We start from the raw sequence: 16,973 nt of genomic DNA, 5'->3' as shown, positions 1-16,973 counted from the left end.
CAGAAGGCCTCAGCAAGCAGGAGATCCTGCGCTGCCTCAAGCGCTACATCGTCCGCGACGTCTACACGGCCCTACGCGCCGACTTCGCCGCCCTCACCCCTTGACCTCCATAGGAGCATCGGGATGGCATTACGCCGTCAGTTTGGCGCTGCCGCTCTAACGCCTGGACCGCTTGGTGTTCTCTCTGCGCATCGACTGAAGCAGACCAGCAGCGGCGACCATGATGGCCGCGGCCTCAGCTCCGGTCAGCTTCAGACCGATTGCTTGGCTCAACGCGTGGACTGGGTAACGGTCGTATATGGGGGCCCTGAGCTGCGACTCAGAGCCCCCAAGCAACACCTCCGGACTCCTCCAGCGGGTCAAGCGGGCTTGGCCTGCAAGATCGTCGTCGGATGCGCGTCGGCGAGTTTACGGACCACGGCGCTGTGAGGTCCCGGGCTGCTCCGCTCGCCGTCGGATGGCAAGCTCATGCCTCATGATCCATGACTTCGCTAAGGACTATCTGCACCGCCAGCTCAGGTCGAGACGTCAGGCGCTGATCTGGAAGCTCGGTGGGGACGCCGTGAGAAGTCCGGATCGCGTGGAGGTTCGCCCGTGAGGGCGGTCATCGTCGCGGCCGCGGTCGCGTTCATCATCTCCCTGTTCGGCACGCCGGTGGCGATTCGCGTCTTCACCGCGCTCAAGGCAGGCCAGCCGATCCGATCCATCGGGCTCGCCAGCAACCAGGGCAAGAAGGGCACGCCCACGATGGGCGGCGTCGTCTTCATCGTGGCGACCGTCTTTGCCTACGTCGCCGGGCACATCGCCCTGACCACCCTGCCTGAGCGGCAGATCGCGCAGGAGGGCCCGACAATGACGGCCCTGGTGCTGCTCGGCCTGTTCGTCTTCTGCGGCGCGGTCGGCTTCTTCGACGACTTCCTCAAGGTGCGCCAGCGTAACTCCGACGGACTGTCCGCCAAAGGCAAGCTGCTCGGGCAGGCGATTGTCAGCGCAGGCTTCGGCATCGCCGCGCTCTACGTGCCGAGCACCAACGGCCAGACCGTGGCCAGCGAGCACATCTCGCTCATCCGCGACATCAGCTGGCTCGACGTCGGCAAGGTCGGCGCGGTCATGGTCATCGTCTTCGTGATTACGGCGATGTCGAACGGCGTGAACCTCACCGACGGCCTCGACGGCCTGGCCACCGGCGCGTCGATCCTGGTGCTCGGCGCGTACGCGCTGATCGGCTTCTGGCAGTACCGGCACTGGTGCGCCGACGACGCGTACGGCCGCGTGAACGACTACTGCTACCAGGTCCGGGATCCCCTGGAGATCGCCATAATCGCGGCGGCGGCGGCCGCCGCCTGCGTGGGCTTCCTGTGGTGGAACACGTCCCCGGCGCGGATCTTCATGGGTGACGTGGGCGCGCTCGGACTCGGCGGCCTGATCGGCGGGCTCGCGGTGGTAACCCGCACCACGCTGCTTTCGATCATGATCGGCGGGCTCTTCGTCATCATCACGACGACCTGGGTGATCCAGATCGTCTCGTTCCGGACCACCGGTAGACGCGTCTTCCGGATGGTGCCGTTGCACCACCACTTCGAGCTGGCCGGATGGAGCGAGGTCAATATTGTGGTCCGGTTTTGGATCGTGGCCGGCGTGTGCGTGGCGGTCGGCCTGGGCCTGTTCTACTCGGATTTTCTGGCGGTCGTTGGATAAGAGCCACGCGACAAGCCTTGTCGCGCCACCGACGGTGATCCACCTGGCAGCCTGGTTCCCCACCCGGGTGCCAGCTGGGGTGGCTGTGACCGAAGCTGTTTGGGTACCTCTTGCCTCCGGCGTTCCCCTCCTCCGTCAGCAAGACGTCAGCGAGACGCGCAACAACGGTCGACAACCGCCGGCACAAGACAGCAAGGTTCTTGACGCCAACGCCACCCGCCGGCACCTATCGGCAAGCGCCCAATCCATGGAGCCGCCTTTGCAAGGCAGGGGTTAGGGGTTCGAGTCCCCTGGGCTCCACCAGCACTTCGGTTGATCTCGGTCCCGGGTGCAGCCGAGCGGTCACGCCGCCACCACGTCGCTCAGCATCTGATCGACGGCCGAGGCAGAGGCCACGTCATCATCGGGCTGGCCGTCACCACGCCAGCAGCCGCACCGACCTGGCCCGAGGCGGAACGCGACTCGCGATCGTTTACCGGCATAGAGGGCGCGGGGAACCAGCCGCCCGCTCGATTCTCGTGCTTCCATGCCGCTCTGGCACTCGGAGGCGTTGAACCGCCACGGCTGGGCGACGAGCACGATTTGCAGGGGGCATGAGCGGGGAGCGTCCGGCCAAGCGAGCCGCCGAGAAGTCGCGAGAACTCACCGAGGAGGACGACCTCCTTCGGGGGACCGCGGAACAGAAGCTGGGGGGCTTCTACGCGATCGCGTTCGGTGCCTCGCTGTACGCCTGGGACGTCGCGTTCACCCTCGGCGCCCACCGGACCATCTTCTACTACCGGCGGCAGGAACTGTTCGTGCTGTCCCTCGTGGTGCTGCTGAGCGTTATCCTGCTTCGCCGCCAGGTGCACACCCACCGTTGGGTGCTGCTTCTCTTCCTGCCCCCGTTTGTGCTCCTGCTGCTGCGGCTCGCCGTGCCACACCCCCTCGGGGACGTGGGGCGGATCGCCGACCGGGTGCTGAACGTCGCTTCCCTCGCCGTGGTGCCGTTCGTGGCGGCCATTGTCCTACGGTTGCTCGCGCCCGAGTACTTCACTCTCCCTGGCCGTCGTCTCAAACTCACGGTGGCGGCGATCGTCGCCACCGTGGCGCTGACCGGCCTTCTCGTCGGGCACTTCAATTACCGCTTTGTCACCTGTGCGGACTTCACTGTGGCCGGTGAAGACCCTCCGTCGAACTGCGCCCATGGCGCGGAGCAGTGAGCCGCGCGCGGCCGGTTCGTTCGCATGGTCGAGGGCGGTCGGGGTAGGAGGAACAGCAACAACCCCCCTCGGAAGTGAGGTGTCAGACCAATGCCGACCGCACGCGAGATCATGACGAACGACGTGAGCTGCGTACGTGAGCAGGACGACCTGAAGTCGGCCGCGAAGCGGATGGCCGAGCTGGGGGTCGGCTCGCTGCCGATCTGCGGCGACGACAACCGACTCAAGGGCATGCTGACCGACCGCGACATTGTCGTTAAGGTGCTGGCGGAGGGTCGCGACCCGGCCAACGTGACCGCCGGCGAGCTGGCCCAGGGTGAGGCGGTGACCATCGGCGCGGACGACGACGCTGCCGAGATCCTGCGGACCATGGGCCGGCACAAGGTACGCCGGCTGCCGGTGATCGACGGGCATCAGCTCGTCGGCATCGTGGCCGTGGCCGATGTGGCCCGGTCCCTGCCGGAGCGACCCGTGGGTGACCTCATCGAGGCCATCTCCGAGCGCAGCTGACCGTCGTCCGTCCCTCGATCGTCGTCACCGGCCGGCCGGTGACGACGATCGGTGTGCTGGTGCCTGCTTCGATCGGCGGGTCGGGCCGAGAGGGCCGCCGCGGGGGTGAGTCCGTGTCGAGCGTGATGACTCTGAGGTATCAATATGACTCTGAGGTATAGCGCTCCTGAGTGGAGGTGGCCGTCCGCCGCCGGTCGTGGGGTGCGCGGGCCGCAGGCGGTCAGGCGGGCGAGGTGAGGGGGACGGTCTCACCACGGGCGATGGTGCGTACCTGCGCCAACCAGCCCCGGCGTCGGGCCTCGTCCACGAAGTGCGCCAGCGGTGAGCGGAAAACCCCGTAGTCGTCGTAGTGGATCGGCACGGTCAGCTTCGGCCGAAGCAACTCCACCAGGTCGGCGCCCTGCTGGGCGTCCATGGTGAGCAGAATCCCGGCAACCTTCGTGCCGCCGAGGTGGATCAGCATCGCGTCGATGTCCGGGTACCGCTCGGGGATGGCGGCGAGCAGCGGCCGGTTCAGCGTGTCGCCGGTGACGTAGAGCCGGAACTCGCGTCGCCCGGCGCGCTCCACGTCGATCATCGTGCCCATCACATCGGGCAGCAGCCGGTCCAGGGGACCCGGGCCGTGCTTGCCGGGCATCGAGGTCAGCCGCAGGGTCGCACCGTCGCGGTGCAGCTCCCGGGACGACCAGGTCGGCAGGCCCTCCGCGGCCCGGAATCCCCAGCGACGCAGCTTGCGTTCCGCCGCTGGGGTGGTGACGATGGGCAGCTCGCGGTCCAGGTCGCGGCGCGCCACTCGATCGAAGTGGTCGCCGTGCAGGTGGGAGAGGACCACCGCGTCCAGCTCCGGGAGTTGGGCGATCCGCAGTGCCGGATCCGTGCGTCGGCGCGACCACATGCCCTTGCCCAGGTACGCCCGCTGGCCCCGGTGCAGGAAGTTCGGATCGGTCAGCAGGGTGAACCCGCCGATCCGTAGCACCGTTGTCGCGGTACCGATGAACGTCACCCGCGGCTGCTCCGTCACCGTGCCCACCTCCTCCCGTGCTGCGGTACCCCGGCATGGGGCGGGCATGCGCGGGCGGGCGGTCAGCCCTCGGAGTCGCTCGCTCCACCGCCGTGGGGCCGGGTCTGCGGCAGGTGCTCCACCAGCTTGGTGAGCGCACCGTTGGCGAAGGTGGCACCGAGCGCGGACCCGGCCCCGATGGTCCAGCCGACCGGTCCGAGCGGGGTGCAGCCGAAGAACTGGCTCACCCCCGGCGTCTGCACCACCACGACCAGCACCCCCAGGGACGCCGCCGTGGACGCCAGAACCGCAGGGCTGGTGCCGCCGGCCAGGATCGTCTGGCCGAGCTGGGTGCCGACCAGCGAGACCAGCGCGACCGTGCCGGCCCGCTGACGGCGGCCGGTGTACCGGGCCAACGTCCAGCCGGCGGTGGCGCCCAGCGTGGTGGCCGCCGCGCGCAGCCCGATCTCCCTGGTGAGCGTCTCGCCGAGCGACGCGTCCGGGCCCTCCCGGAGCAGGCCGTCGGTGCGGTCCGACGCGGGCGGGCGGATCGCGATGGCGAGCGCCGGCGCCAGGTCGGTGAGGAGGTTGACCAGCAGCAACTGCCGTCCGGTGAGCGCGGAACGGCCCGTCGCCGCGGCGGTGAGCACGCTGAACGCGATCTCGCCGAGGTTGCCGCCGACCAGGATGCTGAGCGCGTGCCGCACCGACGACCACATCGCCCGCCCCTCGACCAGGGTGGCGATGATGGTCTCCAGCCGGTCGTCGGTGACCACCAGGTCCGCGGCGGCCCGAGCCGCCGGGGTGCCCCGCTGGCCGAGGGCGATCCCGACGTCGGCCAGTCGGATCGCCGGGGCGTCGTTGGCACCGTCGCCGGTCATCGCCACGGTCCGCCCGCACTTCTGCAACGCCTGGATGATCCGTACCTTGTGCGTCGGGGTGCAGCGGGCCACCACGTCGGTGTTGGCCAACCGCTCGGCGAGCGCCTCGTCGTCCAGCTGGTCGAGTTCGCCGGCGGTGACCACCCGCTGCTCGTCGTGCTCACTGATGGTGGCGGCGATCGCCTCGGCGGTGGCGGGATGGTCCCCCGTGATCATGATGGTGTGTACGCCGGCCTGACGGATCCGGCGTACCGCCGGGGCGGCACTCTCCCGGACCCCGTCCGCGAGGGCGAGAAAGCCCACGAAGGTCAGGTCCCGGACGTCCCCGTCGGCCACCTTCGGGTCGTCCACCTCGCACTCGGCGACGGCCAGGATTCGGTGCCCCGCACCGGCCCGATCGGCCAGCATCCGGTGCAGCTCCGCCCGGCCGGCGTCGTCCAGCGGCTCCTGGCGGCTATCGGTGCGCCGGGCCGAGCAGCGCGGCAGCACCGTCTCCGGGGCACCCTTGACGCTCAACAGCAGGTGCCCGTCGGTCTCCCCGATGCTCGCGTGGTAACCGCGCGAGGGTTCGAACGGCAGCCCGCCGGCGGCCCGCCAGCCTGCGGCACCGGTCTGCTCCACCACCCCGGCCACCCGGGCGCCCCGCCGGACCGCACGGTCGGTCTGGAGCGCCAGCTCCTCCGGGTCATTCGCGGCGGGGGTGGCCCGCAGGCCCGCGGCCAGCGTCAACCGGAGGCGGTCGTCCAGCCGGTCCACCGGCGCGTACCGGTCGCCGACGCTGTCGCCGACCCCGGCGAGCAGCAACTGGCCCTCGGTGAGAGTGCCGGTCTTGTCGAAGCAGAGCACATCCACCCGGCCCAACGCCTCGATGGTGCGCGGGTTGCGGACCAGCGCGCCGTGCTCGGCCAGCCGGCGGGCGGCGGCCAGCTGCGCCGCGCTGACCAGGAACGGCAGCCCCTCCGGCACCGACGCCACGGCGAGGTTCGCGGCGGTCGCCGCCGTCTCGGCCAGCGGTACGCCCCGGAGCAGGCCAGCGCCGGCCACCGCCACCGCCGAGCCGGCCGCCAACGGGATGGCGGCGCTGGTCAACGAGCCCAGGCGGGCCTCCACCCCGCTGGCCGGTGGCGCCTGCCGGACCAGCGCCAGGCTGCGGCCGGCCTCAGTGTCGGCGCCGGTGGCCACCACCACGGCGGTGCCGTGCCCGGCGGCGACGGTGGTGCCCTCGTACAGCATCGAGTGCCGGTCGGCGACGGTGGCGGCGACCACCGGTCGGTCGCTCTTGGCGACCGGCAGAGACTCGCCGGTCAGCGACGACTCGTCCGCCTCCAGCCCCACCGATTCGAGCACCCGGCAGTCGGCGGGCACGGAATCACCCGGCTCGACGGTGATGACGTCCCCGAGGACCAGGTCCTCGGCGGCGACCACCCGCTCGGCGCCGTCCCTATGGACCCGGGCGGTCACCGCCGAGCGGGACAGCAGCTCCGCCAGCGACCGTTCGGTGTTGCGCTCATGCACGGCCCCGATCAGGGCGGACCCGCCGACCACGCTGCCCACCAGCGCGGCATCGACCAGCGAGCCGAACGACGCGGACAGCACCGCGCCGGCGACCAGCACCGGGGTGAGCGGGTTCGCGAGCTCGTCCACGAAGGCACGCAGCAGGCCACCACTTCCGGGTGCGTCGCCGCCGCGCCCGCCGTGCCCGTCCTGTCGACGCTGCGCCTCAGCGCTGTCCAGCCCGTCCGGTCCGGTGCCGAGCCGGTCGAACACGGTGCCGACCGGCATCAGGTGCCAGGCGGTCGCCACTGGCGCCGGGGTGTCCGACCGGTCCGGCAGCCGCCGAGCCCGCCAGACGCCGTGCGCGAAGGCCAGCCCGGCCGCGCCGTTCACGGCACCCAGTGACCTGCCGGGCAACTGGGTCGGGGCGGCGGTGAACGCGCCCAGCGCCCCGAGACCGGTGCCGGCCATGGCCAGTCGGATGTTCTGCTGGGTCATTCGCCGGGCCACCCCGGTCGCCTCCACCAGCAGCGCCACCACCCGGAGGTCCGCCCCGACCAGCAGATGCGCACCCCACGGCGGCAGCTCCTCCGGAGCGGACACCCCGAGGCCGCAGTCGGACGCGCCGAGCGCCGACCGGTCCGCGGAGACCAGCATCACCACCGCCCCGTCGCGCTGCAACGCGCGTACCGAGTCGGTCAGCCGGTCCCCGCCGGGCAGCATCGCATCGGCGAAGCCGTACCGCTGCTCGTCACCGCCGGCCACGACCAGCCGCAGGCCGGCCTGTCGGGCCGCGGCCGGTAGGCCGTCGACACCCGGCGCGGGCTCCGGTTCGACCCGGAGCAGCGCCGCGAGCCGGTCGCCATGGGCCAGGCCGAGCAGCTGACCACCGGTCGCCCGCAGCCGGTCGCTGTCCGGAGTGTCATCAGGGTCGCCGGAGGGCAGTTGGTCGAGTGGCGCGAGCCGCCAGCCGTCCACCGCCCGCGAGCCGGCCGGATCAGCCGGGTCGAACAACGCGAACGCCTGTTCCGCCACCTGCTCGACGTCCACTCCCCGCGCCGGGGCCAGGTCGGCCAGCACGCCCCGGTCCGAGCCGAGCACCGCGGCGTCCAACACCAGCGTGTCGATCCGGTCCAGTTCGCGCAGCACATTGCGGTCCATCGCGATCACGCCGCGGCGGGCCAGGATCCGGCCGAGCTGGGCGGCGTACCCCTCGCGGCCGCCGCCCGGGGCCTTGGGCAGCGCGGACAGGCCCAGCGCGGCGGCCCGCTTGGGGCCCGCGAACGGCGCCGCGGCCGCGGCAGCCGCCGCGCCCGCGGCCAGCATCCGGTTGACGTACCGCTCGACCGGGCCGTGCGGCTTCGGCCGGGGGCGGTCCATCACCGGCCACGGGGCCGTAGCGCGCTCCGGGTCGCCGGTCAGCCGCGGCTCGGCCTTCTCCCACGCGGAGAGTTGGGCCCGCGCCTCGCCCCACTGCACCACCCGTTGGGCGCCATCGAGGACGATCCCGGTCCAGCGGCCGGTCAGGCCCTGCACCACCGCTTCGGCCAGGGGAAAGAAGATGTCGGCTCGCGGGTCGGAGCTCAGGCGTTTGCCGACGAACGCGTGCAGCTTCGGTTGCAGGTCCACTGCGGCAAGCAGGCCGGCGACCTCGCCGGGCAACGGCGCGAACGGCAGGATCCGGGTCGCCGCCGAGATGGTCAGGCCCAACGCGTCCGAGGCGAGTGCGCCGAGGGTGCGCGGAGTGCGCGGCCCCTCCTCCGGTGGGTGCGGTGGCGGGATCTCCGGGTCCGGCTCGTGGTCACAGGTCTGCTCGACCCGGGCGATCGTGGCGATCAGGTCGCGCAGCTTGGGCTCGGGTGCCTGCACGGCCACCACCACCCGACCGGACGGCGCGTTCACCCGCGCCCAGGCCACCCCGGGCAGCCGCTCCAGCGCGCTCTCCACCTGCCGTGCCAGCCGGTCACCGCCGTCCTGGCAGACACCGTGCACCTCGATGTGGTGTCGGCCGGGCCGGGACCAGACCCGACGCCGGGTCAGGCCGGCCGTCCGGGCCAGCCGGGTCGCGGCCGAGCCCACGGTCCGGGACGCCTCGCCGACCAGACTCGGCACGCCGATGGAGGGCAGGAGGCGGCCGATGCTTCGGCCTGCGGCCGTCATCGAGGCGTACGGCCGGACGGACGCCGGCCCGACTCCCCATCGCCGCTGGTCCTGCGCTCGCCCATCGCCGCCCTCCCACCGCCTCACGTCCGGCGGCCTGGCTTCCCGGCCTGCCATCCGTTATGCCCTGCGAGCAGCGGAACTTTCCGCCGTCGGCGGCGCATGGACGGGATGGGCGGTGGAATCCGGCGAACGTCAACGGATACGGGGAGGCCGGAATGAGCACGCTGACGCGACACCTGAACGGTGCGCAGGAGACCGTCCGGACGTACAGCCGGCGGGTGGAGGTGCCGATGCTGGGTGAGGTGGCGGTGCCACCGCCGGACCGGATCGCGTACTACGCGGGGCTGGGGGTGCTCGCCGCACTCCAGGTGATCGAGTGGCCGCTGGCCCTGGTGATCACCGCCGGCCACCTGCTGTCGGACCAGCACTTTTCGGGACTCGTACGGGGCGTCGGGCAGGCACTGGAGAACGCCTGACGAGAGGCGGGTCACCACCGGTTGACATGAATTCGGGTTGAGGTCGCAGGCTGGGCGCATGCCGAGGACACCGCTGGGGACCCGCCCGCCCGACGACAGCTCGGCGGGTGCGCGGTGACCGCCACCGCCGTACCGGCCCCGCCGGGACTGTTCGCGCCCCGGCTGCGGGCGATGACGGTGGGCAGCGTCGCGCTGATCTCGCTGCTCGCGTTCGAGGCACTGGCGGTCGGTACGGCGATGCCGACCGTTGCCCGCAACCTGGACGGGCTGGCGCTGTACGGCATCGCCTTCGGCGGCCCGTTCGCCGCGGGCGTGCTGGCGATGGTGGTGTCCGGGATCTGGTGCGACGCGCGCGGGCCCCGGGGGCCGATGTGGCACGGCGTCGCCTGGTTCGTGGTCGGGCTGCTGATCGCCGGGACCGCCCCCGTGATGGGTGCGCTGGTCGTCGGCCGGGTGGTGCAGGGGTTCGGCTCCGGACTGCTCTCGGTGGCGCTCTACGTGATCGTCGCGCAGGCGTACCCGGAGGAGCTGCACCGGCGGATCTTCGCCGCGTTCGCGGCGGCGTGGGTCGTACCGTCGCTCGTCGGGCCGGCGCTGGCCGGCCTGATCGTGGAGTACCTGGGCTGGCGGTGGGTCTTCCTGGCGGTGCCGGCGGTGGCCGTGCCGGCCGTGCTGCTGATCCATCCCGGACTGCGGTCGCTGGACCGGAGTGTGCCGACCCGGCCGCCGGCGGGCGCGGCGGCCCGGATCGGGTGGGCGTGCGGGGCGGGGGTGAGCGCCGCACTGCTGCACATCGGGGGACAGCAGCGCGGTGCGGTCGCCGTGGTCCTGATCGCGCTCGCGGTGGCCGGCCTGCTGGTCTGCGCCCCGCGCCTGCTGCCGCCCGGGTTCCTGCGGGCGGCCCGGGGTCTGCCCACCGTGGTCGGGCTGCGGGGTCTGGCCTCGGCGGCGTTCGTCGGCGCCGAGGTGGTCATCCCGTTGATGCTGTCCCGGGAGCGGGGTCTGTCGCCGACCGCCGCCGGGCTGGTTCTCACGGTCGGGGCGCTGGCCTGGTCGGTGGGCTCCTGGTTGCAGGGCCGGATCCCGCTGCCGGCCTCCCGCGCCAGCCTGCCGCGGGCCGGGTTGAGCTGCATCACGATCGGCACCGCCACGGTGGCGCTGGCCGTCCGGCCCGAGCTGCCGGTGGCCGTCGCCGTGCTGGGCTGGGCGGTGGCCGGCCTCGGCATGGGATTGCTCTATCCGTCGTTGTCGGTGCTCACCCTGGAGTTGTCCGCCCCCGGGGAGCAGGGCCGCAACAGCTCCTCGCTGCAACTGGGCGACTCGCTGTTCGCGGCGACCGTGCTGGCGCTCACCGGCGCGGTGCTGGCCGCCGGGAGTGCGCCGGGCCCGGCCAGCTACGCGGCGACCCTGGTGGTGGCCGCCGGGCTGGCGCTGTTCGGTGCACTGCTGGCCGGCCGGGTGGTCGTTGGCGGGAGCGCGCGCCCGGGCGGGTGATCCGTGGATTCCGCGGCGTCCGACGCCGGTGGGCCGGGAGGATGGCGGGCGATGAGCTTCCTGACCGTCCTGCCACTGGCCGTGGTGATGGTCGCCGGGACCCAGTTGGTCGTGGCGGTCTTCCTCGCCTCGTCGGACCGTCCCCGGGCCGCGTCGCTGGGCTTCCTCGCCGGCGCCGGGCTGGTGGTCGCCGCCGGGGTGACGGTGGCGTGGCTGCTCGTCCGGCTGGTGGGCGGCCTGGCCGCCGATGCCACCGCCGTCGCCGGCCGGCTCGAGCGCGGGCCCGTCATCGATCTGGTGGTGCTCGTCCTGCTGGTCAGCCTCGCCGTGGTGGTCTGGCTGCGCCGGGGCCGGGCCGGGCAACCGAAGTGGCTGGGGAGCATCGGGCACGCCGACCCGGCCTGGGCGTTGCGACTGGGTGCGCTGCTCTTCGTGGTGACGCCCACCGATGACCTGACCATGGCCGCCGTCGGGGCGAGCGTGGCCCGGCACAACCTGCCGTGGTGGCACCTGCTGCCGTTCGTTCTGCTCACGGTGACGCTGCTCGCTCTGCCCCTGCTGGTGCTGCTCCTGCTCGGGCAGCGAGCGGCACGGGTGCTGGCGCGGATGCGGGAGTGGGCCCAGGGGCACGCCTGGGTAGTCAGTGAAGTGTTGATCGCATTCTTCGCGTTGCTGACCGTGCTGGACCTGATCCGCTCGGGATGACCCACCGCACACCCGGTCACGGGTCGTTCCGGCGCGCCGTCAACAGCAGGTGGCCCACGGGCGACGCGGGCAGCGTCGGACGGATCGGTGGGCTGGTGGATGCCGTGGTTTCGCGGCGGGACGGGAGGACGGGATGAGGGTTCTGGTCACCGGGGCGAGCGGTCGCCTCGGCCACGAGGTGCTGGCCCGGCTGCGCGACGACGGGGTCAGCGTCCGGGCCACCAGCCGACGGCCGCGTACCGGCGGTGAGGTCGAGTGGGTGGTGATCGACCTGGCCACCGGGGAAGGGCTGACCGAGGCGGTGGCCGGGATGGACGCGGTGCTGCACCTGGCGTCCGCGCCCCAGGGCCGGCAGGCCTACCAGGTGGACGTGCTCGGCACGCGCCGGCTGGTGGCCGCCGCTGGCGCCGCGGGTGTCCAGCACCTGGTGTACGTCTCGATCGTCGGCGTGGACCGGGTGCCGATCCCGTACTACCGGCACAAGCTTGCCGCCGAGAAGGTGATCGCGGCCGGCCCGGTGCCGTGGTCGGTGCTGCGGGCGACCCAGTTTCCGCAGCTCCTGGACGACCTGCTGACCGCCAGCGCGCGGCTGGGGGTGGTGATCGGGGACCGGGCGGTGCTCGCCCAGCCGGTCGACCCGGGCGAGGTGGCCGCGCGGCTGGCGGCTCGCCTGGTCGCCGGCCCGCTGGGTGGCATCGAGGAGTACGGCGGGCCGCAGGTGCTCCGCTTCGACGAGGCGGTACGCGCCTGGCGAGAGGCCCGGGGATCGCGTCGACCCCTGCTGCCGGTTCGGATCCCCGGCCGGCTCGGTCGTGAACTGCGCGCCGGCGGCCTGGTCACCGAGGCGCTGCCCCGGGGCGTTCGCACCTGGGCCGACCATCTCGCTGACACGTACGGGGGAACCGGGCGGAGATGAGACGTACACCGGTTCACGTTCGTCTTACGGTGACGCCATGTTCGCTGTCGTCACCACCGTGATCCTTTACGTCTTCGGCTTCGTCTTCCTCTACGGCGTGATCCGGCTGGGTGTCCGGCACGCGCTGGAGGACGTGGAGCTGTACCGCGCCAAGGCCCAGCGCGCCGAGGAGTTGGCCGCCTCCCGCGACCGCACCTTCCTGCGCGAGAACGCCTTCCTCGCCGGCAGTTGAGCCGCCGGTCCGCTCGGCCCGGACGGGCGGTGCCGCGTGGCGGCTCGGGAGTCGCCGGCGGTTCGGGAGTCGCCGGGCGGTTCGGCGTGGCGGGTGCGAGGATCGCACCCGTGATGGGAACGCTGAAGACCGAACCGGCCCGTGCCCGCCTGGACCTGCTCGCCCCGCCGGTGGCGGAGGCGATCGCGCAGTGGCCCGCCAACGCGCCCGTGGATGTCGATGAGGTGCTGGTCGCGCCGATCGACGCCGACCTCGCCGACACGGCCGCGTTCTGCGCGGCGTACGAGGTGGGGCTGGACGTCTCGGCCAACTGCGTGGTGGTGGCCGGCAAGCGCGAGGGTGTGGTCCGCTACGCGGCCTGCATCATCCTGGCCACCACCCGTGCCGACGTGAACGGAGTGGCTCGCCGGGCACTGGACGTGCGTAAGGCGAGCTTCGCTCCGATGGACGACGCGGTCGAGCTGACCGGCATGGAGTACGGCGGCATCACCCCGATCGGGCTGCCGGCCCAGTGGCCGATTCTGGTGGACGCGCGGGTGATCGCCACGCCGCACGTGATCATCGGGTCGGGCGTACGGCACAGCAAGATCGCGCTGCCCGGGCCGGCGCTGGGCGTACTGCCCGGCGCGCAGGTGGTGGAGGGCCTGGCCCGACCGGCCTGACCAGGCATCGGCATCGATACCGTTGCACGTGAAACATCACGCCGGTCGATGCCGGTGCCGTGGCTGGCTGCGGCCTGACTCAGTGCGAGTGCGCTCCGGACTCGCGCTGCTCGACCTCGGCCAGCGCGGCGAGCAGCGTCCGGGTCTCCTGGGCGCCGGTGACCGCGTACTTTCCGGCCAGCACGAAGGTCGGCACGCTGGTGACACCCAGCTCACGGGCGGCGGCCAACTCGGCGGTGATGTCGGCGGTCCGCTCGTCGGAGTCGAGGAACCTGCGCACATCGGCGGCCTCCAGACCGATCCCGCCGGCCAGCGTGGCCAGGGCCTCTCGGGAGCCGACGTCGACGCCCTGGGTGAAGTGCGCCTGGTAGAGCGCCTCCACCATGTCGGCCGCCCGGCCGTGGTCGGTGGCGTACGAGACCAGCCGGTGCGCGTCGAAGGTGTTCGCGATCACCGCCCGGTCGAAGTCCAGCCGGAGCCCGTCACCCGCCGCGACCTCGGTCACGTGGGCGAACATCTGCCGGGCCCGCTCCGGGCCGCCGAACTTGGCGGCCATCGCCTCCACCAGTGGCCGGGGCTCGGCCACCGGCGACGGATCGAGCTGGAACGGCCGGTAGCGGACGGTCACCTCGCCGCCGTAGCTGGCGAGCGCTTCCTCCAGCCGGCGCTTGCCGATGTAGCACCACGGGCACACGACGTCCGCGTAGATCTCGATCTCCATGATCGGTGCCAACTCGCCGGTCAGCCGATCTGTTCCCGGACCTGGCGCTTGAGCCGGCCCAGGATCGCGGTGCCGCCGCGTACCCGCAGCGGGCTGATCGCCTGCGCCAGGCCCATCCGCTGGTAGAGGTCGTCCGGCACGGCCAACACCTCCTCGGCGCTCGCGCCGGCCAGCCCCTCGGCGAGGATTCCGGCGAACGCCCGGGTGGTCGGCGCCTCCGGCGGGCAGTCGAAGAGCGTCTCGACGACCCCGTCCGGCGTCACCCGGGCGCGCAGGAAGAACGCCGTCTGGCACTCCGGCACCTGCTCCATGCCCTCGCGCTCGGCGGCCTCCAGTTGAAGCGGCGGGATGACGTCGGCGTACTCGAGCAGCATCTCCAGCACCAGGTCGCGCGGTGCGGAGGCGAACTCGTCGACGATCTCGGCCAGTCGGGCCGGCATGTCAGCCATGCGTCGAGGCTACCGCTGTCAACAGGGGGCCCTTCCTCTACCTCAGGCGATAAGAAGGGGCCCTTCCTTACACCGTGGGGGACTGTTCGCTGATCTCGCTGAGGGCGCTCGTCGGGTCGAGCTGCATGGCCAGGTCGCCGAGCGAGACGATGCCGACCAGCTTGCGGTCGGTGTCGCAGACCAGCACGCGCCGGATGCCCCGGTCCCGCATCAACGCAGCCGCCTCGCCCGCCGTGCAGTGCTGCTCGATCATGACCACCTCGCGGGTGACGATCGAGCCGATGGTCGTGGCGGCCGGCGAGCTGTTCTCGGCCACCGCCCGGATCACGATGTCCCGGTCGGTGAGCATGCCGGCGAGGCTGGCGCCGTCGGTGACCACCACGTCGCCGATGTCCGCCTCCTTCATCACCCTGGCCGCCTCGTCCAGGGTGGTCTCCGCCGGCAGGTACACCACCTGCTTGGTCATCACGTCGCTGACCCGGTAACCGGTCATGAGAGCCTCCGAAGACGTTTCCACCCGATCGAACTGCGGTACCCCGTGACGCGGTGGCTACACCACGTTCCCACGTTCCCGGCGCACCTCGTCGACCAACCGTTCCACCAGACCGTCCAGCGGCAACTCGGTGCGGCCGTCGCCGGCCCGCTCGCGCAACTCGACGTACCCGTCGGCCAGCCGGCGGCCGACCACGACGGCGCGCGGAACGCCGATCAGCTCGGCGTCCGTGAACTTCACCCCGGCCGAGACGTGCGTCCGGTCGTCGAGCAGCACCCGCAGGCCGGCGGTCGCGAGCTGCCCGCCGAGCTCCAGCGCCGCGTCGAGCTGCGGCCCCTTGCCCGCCACGACCAGGTGTACGTCGCACGGCGCGACCGCCGCCGGCCAGACCAGCCCCCGGTCGTCGTGGTGCTGCTCGGCGATCGCCGCCACCGCCCGCGACACCCCGATGCCGTAGCAGCCCATGGTCGGCCGGACCGGCTTGCCGGCCGGGCCGAGCACGTCGACCGCGAACGCGTCGGTGAACCGGCGGCCGAGTTGGAAGATGTGCCCGATCTCGATGCCCCGCCGGATGGTCAGCTCGCCGCTGTCGCAGCCGGGGCAGGGGTCGCCGGCACGCACCTCGGCCGCCTCGATCGTGCCGTCGGGCGTGAAGTCCCGCCCGCAGACCACGTCCGTCGCGTGCCGGCCCGGCTCGTTCGCCCCGGTCAACCAGGCTGAGCCGGGCACCACCCGCGGGTCGACGAGGTAGCGGATGCCCAGCTTGTCGAGCAGTTGCGGCCCGATGTACCCGCGAACCAGCTCGGGGTGGTCGGCCCACCCCTCGAAGATGGCCACCTGGGCCGGGTGCAGCGCGGCGCCCACCCGCTTCAGGTCGACCTCCCGGTCACCAGGAACGCCGACCACCAGCGGCTCGGCGCGGTCCGCGCCGGGCTGGCGCACGGCCAGCACGACGTTCTTCAAGGTGTCGGCGGCGGTCCAGCCGTCCCGACCACCCAGGCGGCGGGCGTTGGCCAGTGCCACCAGGCTGGCGATCGTCGGGGTCTCGGGAGTGTCGTGCACCTCGACGGCCGGCTGCGCGGTCGGGTCGCCGGCAGCGGGCGCCCGGGTGGTGACCGCCTCGGTGTTCGCCGCGAAGTCGCAGGCGGTGCAGCCGACGAACGTGTCCTCGCCTACCGGCGTCACGGCCAGGAACTCCTCCGACGCCGAGCCGCCCATCGCCCCGGACATCGCGTGCACCACCGTGTAGTCCAGGCCCAGCCGGTCGAAGATCCGCCGGTACGCCGCCCGGTGCCGTCCGTACGCGTCCCGCAGCCCCTCCTCGTCCAGGTCGAAGGAGTACGCGTCCTTCATCAGGAACTCCCGGCCGCGCAGCAGACCCGCCCGCGGGCGCGCCTCGTCACGGAACTTGGTCTGCACCTGGAACAGGGTCACCGGAAAATCCCGGTACGAGGTGAAGAGGTCCTTGACCAGCAGCGCCGCCAGCTCCTCATGGGTGGGTGCCAACAGGTGCTCGGCGCCGCGCCGGTCGGCGAGGGTGAAGATGTCGTCGCCGTACTCCGTCCACCGGCCGCTGGTCCGGTACGGCTCCGCCGGCAGCAGCGCCGGGAAGTGCACCTCCTGGTCGCCGATCGCGATGAGCTCGCCGCGTACCACCTCGGTGATCCGGTCCAGCACCAGCTTTCCCAGCGGCAGCCAGGTGTAGCCGCCCGGCGCGGCGCGGCGGATGTAGCCGGCGCGCAGCAGGAGCCGGTGGCTCGGCACCTCCGCGTCGGCCGGGTCCTCGCGCAGGGTCCGCAGCAACAGGGTCGACATGCGTAGCAGCATCAGCGCAGCCTACGACCGGTGCGGTGGGATGAGCGATGTATTTCGGCCAG

Annotated in this window: 16 protein-coding genes; 9 read left to right on the top strand and 7 right to left on the bottom strand. The window is 72.3% G+C overall.

The features are described from left to right. The first annotated feature begins 594 nt into the window (after positions 1–594). The gene (mraY, locus tag KBX63_RS20690) at positions 595–1,698 is read left to right on the top strand and encodes a phospho-N-acetylmuramoyl-pentapeptide-transferase (protein ID WP_210913086.1); all 1,104 of its coding nucleotides are present in this window, start codon (positions 595–597) and stop codon (positions 1,696–1,698) included. 342 nt (positions 1,699–2,040) lie between these two features. Here mraY and KBX63_RS20685 read toward each other — a convergent pair whose 3' ends face one another. Further along, positions 2,041–2,277, bottom strand: a complete 237-nt coding sequence (locus KBX63_RS20685; protein ID WP_210913084.1) for a hypothetical protein — start codon at positions 2,275–2,277, stop codon at positions 2,041–2,043. A 14-nt stretch (positions 2,278–2,291) separates the two neighbouring features. On the opposite strand from KBX63_RS20685, the gene KBX63_RS20680 reads away from it, so the two are divergent. After that, positions 2,292–2,900, top strand: coding sequence for a hypothetical protein (locus tag KBX63_RS20680; RefSeq protein WP_210913083.1), 609 nt, complete (start codon positions 2,292–2,294; stop codon positions 2,898–2,900). A gap of 90 nt (positions 2,901–2,990) precedes the next feature. Beyond that, positions 2,991–3,410, top strand: coding sequence for a CBS domain-containing protein (locus tag KBX63_RS20675; protein ID WP_210913080.1), 420 nt, complete (start codon positions 2,991–2,993; stop codon positions 3,408–3,410). Between the two features lie 220 nt (positions 3,411–3,630). Here KBX63_RS20675 and KBX63_RS20670 read toward each other — a convergent pair whose 3' ends face one another. Continuing rightward, positions 3,631–4,431, bottom strand: coding sequence for an MBL fold metallo-hydrolase (locus KBX63_RS20670; protein ID WP_307871776.1), 801 nt, complete (start codon positions 4,429–4,431; stop codon positions 3,631–3,633). Between the two features lie 62 nt (positions 4,432–4,493). Next, positions 4,494–8,945 (bottom strand): cation-translocating P-type ATPase, encoded by a 4,452-nt coding sequence (locus KBX63_RS20665; protein ID WP_210913077.1) that lies wholly within the window; start codon positions 8,943–8,945, stop codon positions 4,494–4,496. 218 nt (positions 8,946–9,163) lie between these two features. Here KBX63_RS20665 and KBX63_RS20660 point away from each other — a divergent pair, with 218 nt between their 5' ends. The 6 genes from KBX63_RS20660 to KBX63_RS20635 all read left to right on the top strand — a co-directional run bounded on the left by KBX63_RS20660 (position 9,164) and on the right by KBX63_RS20635 (position 13,433). Then, positions 9,164–9,424 carry a hypothetical protein gene (locus KBX63_RS20660; RefSeq protein WP_210913075.1) on the top strand — a complete coding sequence of 87 codons (261 nt, stop codon included), beginning with the start codon at positions 9,164–9,166 and terminating at the stop codon, positions 9,422–9,424. 114 nt (positions 9,425–9,538) lie between these two features. Further along, complete coding sequence (locus KBX63_RS20655; protein WP_307871775.1) at positions 9,539–10,918, top strand: MFS transporter; 1,380 nt, start codon at positions 9,539–9,541, stop codon at positions 10,916–10,918. A 51-nt stretch (positions 10,919–10,969) separates the two neighbouring features. Further along, the gene (locus KBX63_RS20650; RefSeq protein WP_210913073.1) at positions 10,970–11,623 is read left to right on the top strand and encodes a GAP family protein; all 654 of its coding nucleotides are present in this window, start codon (positions 10,970–10,972) and stop codon (positions 11,621–11,623) included. A 133-nt stretch (positions 11,624–11,756) separates the two neighbouring features. Continuing rightward, positions 11,757–12,539, top strand: a complete 783-nt coding sequence (locus KBX63_RS20645) for an SDR family oxidoreductase (RefSeq protein WP_210913071.1) — start codon at positions 11,757–11,759, stop codon at positions 12,537–12,539. 37 nt (positions 12,540–12,576) lie between these two features. After that, positions 12,577–12,771 carry a hypothetical protein gene (locus tag KBX63_RS20640; RefSeq protein WP_074315607.1) on the top strand — a complete coding sequence of 65 codons (195 nt, stop codon included), beginning with the start codon at positions 12,577–12,579 and terminating at the stop codon, positions 12,769–12,771. A 113-nt stretch (positions 12,772–12,884) separates the two neighbouring features. After that, positions 12,885–13,433, top strand: coding sequence for a YbaK/EbsC family protein (locus KBX63_RS20635; RefSeq protein ID WP_210913069.1), 549 nt, complete (start codon positions 12,885–12,887; stop codon positions 13,431–13,433). Positions 13,434–13,512: 79 nt separating this feature from the next. Here KBX63_RS20635 and KBX63_RS20630 read toward each other — a convergent pair whose 3' ends face one another. The 4 genes from KBX63_RS20630 to KBX63_RS20615 all read right to left on the bottom strand — a co-directional run bounded on the left by KBX63_RS20630 (position 13,513) and on the right by KBX63_RS20615 (position 16,923). Continuing rightward, complete coding sequence (locus tag KBX63_RS20630; protein WP_247662741.1) at positions 13,513–14,154, bottom strand: DsbA family protein; 642 nt, start codon at positions 14,152–14,154, stop codon at positions 13,513–13,515. Between the two features lie 20 nt (positions 14,155–14,174). Then, positions 14,175–14,603: a SufE family protein gene (locus tag KBX63_RS20625; RefSeq protein WP_210913066.1), complete on the bottom strand. Its 429-nt coding sequence runs from the start codon at positions 14,601–14,603 to the stop codon at positions 14,175–14,177. Positions 14,604–14,670: 67 nt separating this feature from the next. Continuing rightward, positions 14,671–15,096: a CBS domain-containing protein gene (locus KBX63_RS20620; protein ID WP_210913065.1), complete on the bottom strand. Its 426-nt coding sequence runs from the start codon at positions 15,094–15,096 to the stop codon at positions 14,671–14,673. Between the two features lie 57 nt (positions 15,097–15,153). Then, on the bottom strand, positions 15,154–16,923 hold the full coding sequence (locus KBX63_RS20615; protein WP_210913064.1) for a proline--tRNA ligase: 1,770 nt from the start codon (positions 16,921–16,923) through the stop codon (positions 15,154–15,156). Positions 16,924–16,973: the final 50 nt, after the last annotated feature.

The organism is Micromonospora sp. U21, assembly GCF_018070045.1.
GTDB lineage: Bacteria > Actinomycetota > Actinomycetes > Mycobacteriales > Micromonosporaceae > Micromonospora.
The sequence above is the reverse complement of the archived record's forward strand: the minus strand, read 5'-3'. Positions and strand labels throughout refer to the sequence as shown.

Excerpts from the sequence above, each read along its gene's own strand:
- KBX63_RS20660 (WP_210913075.1), top strand. The coding sequence starts at position 9,164 with ATGAGCACGCTGACGCGACACCTGAACGGTGCGCAGGAGACCGTCCGG.
- KBX63_RS20640 (WP_074315607.1), top strand. The coding sequence starts at position 12,577 with ATGTTCGCTGTCGTCACCACCGTGATCCTTTACGTCTTCGGCTTCGTC.
- KBX63_RS20680 (WP_210913083.1), top strand. The coding sequence starts at position 2,292 with ATGAGCGGGGAGCGTCCGGCCAAGCGAGCCGCCGAGAAGTCGCGAGAA.
- KBX63_RS20625 (WP_210913066.1), bottom strand. The coding sequence starts at position 14,603 with ATGGCTGACATGCCGGCCCGACTGGCCGAGATCGTCGACGAGTTCGCC.
- KBX63_RS20615 (WP_210913064.1), bottom strand. The coding sequence starts at position 16,923 with ATGCTGCTACGCATGTCGACCCTGTTGCTGCGGACCCTGCGCGAGGAC.
- KBX63_RS20630 (WP_247662741.1), bottom strand. The coding sequence starts at position 14,154 with ATGGAGATCGAGATCTACGCGGACGTCGTGTGCCCGTGGTGCTACATC.
- KBX63_RS20645 (WP_210913071.1), top strand. The coding sequence starts at position 11,757 with ATGAGGGTTCTGGTCACCGGGGCGAGCGGTCGCCTCGGCCACGAGGTG.
- KBX63_RS20675 (WP_210913080.1), top strand. The coding sequence starts at position 2,991 with ATGCCGACCGCACGCGAGATCATGACGAACGACGTGAGCTGCGTACGT.
- KBX63_RS20650 (WP_210913073.1), top strand. The coding sequence starts at position 10,970 with ATGAGCTTCCTGACCGTCCTGCCACTGGCCGTGGTGATGGTCGCCGGG.
- KBX63_RS20635 (WP_210913069.1), top strand. The coding sequence starts at position 12,885 with ATGGGAACGCTGAAGACCGAACCGGCCCGTGCCCGCCTGGACCTGCTC.
- KBX63_RS20665 (WP_210913077.1), bottom strand. The coding sequence starts at position 8,945 with ATGACGGCCGCAGGCCGAAGCATCGGCCGCCTCCTGCCCTCCATCGGC.
- KBX63_RS20620 (WP_210913065.1), bottom strand. The coding sequence starts at position 15,096 with ATGACCGGTTACCGGGTCAGCGACGTGATGACCAAGCAGGTGGTGTAC.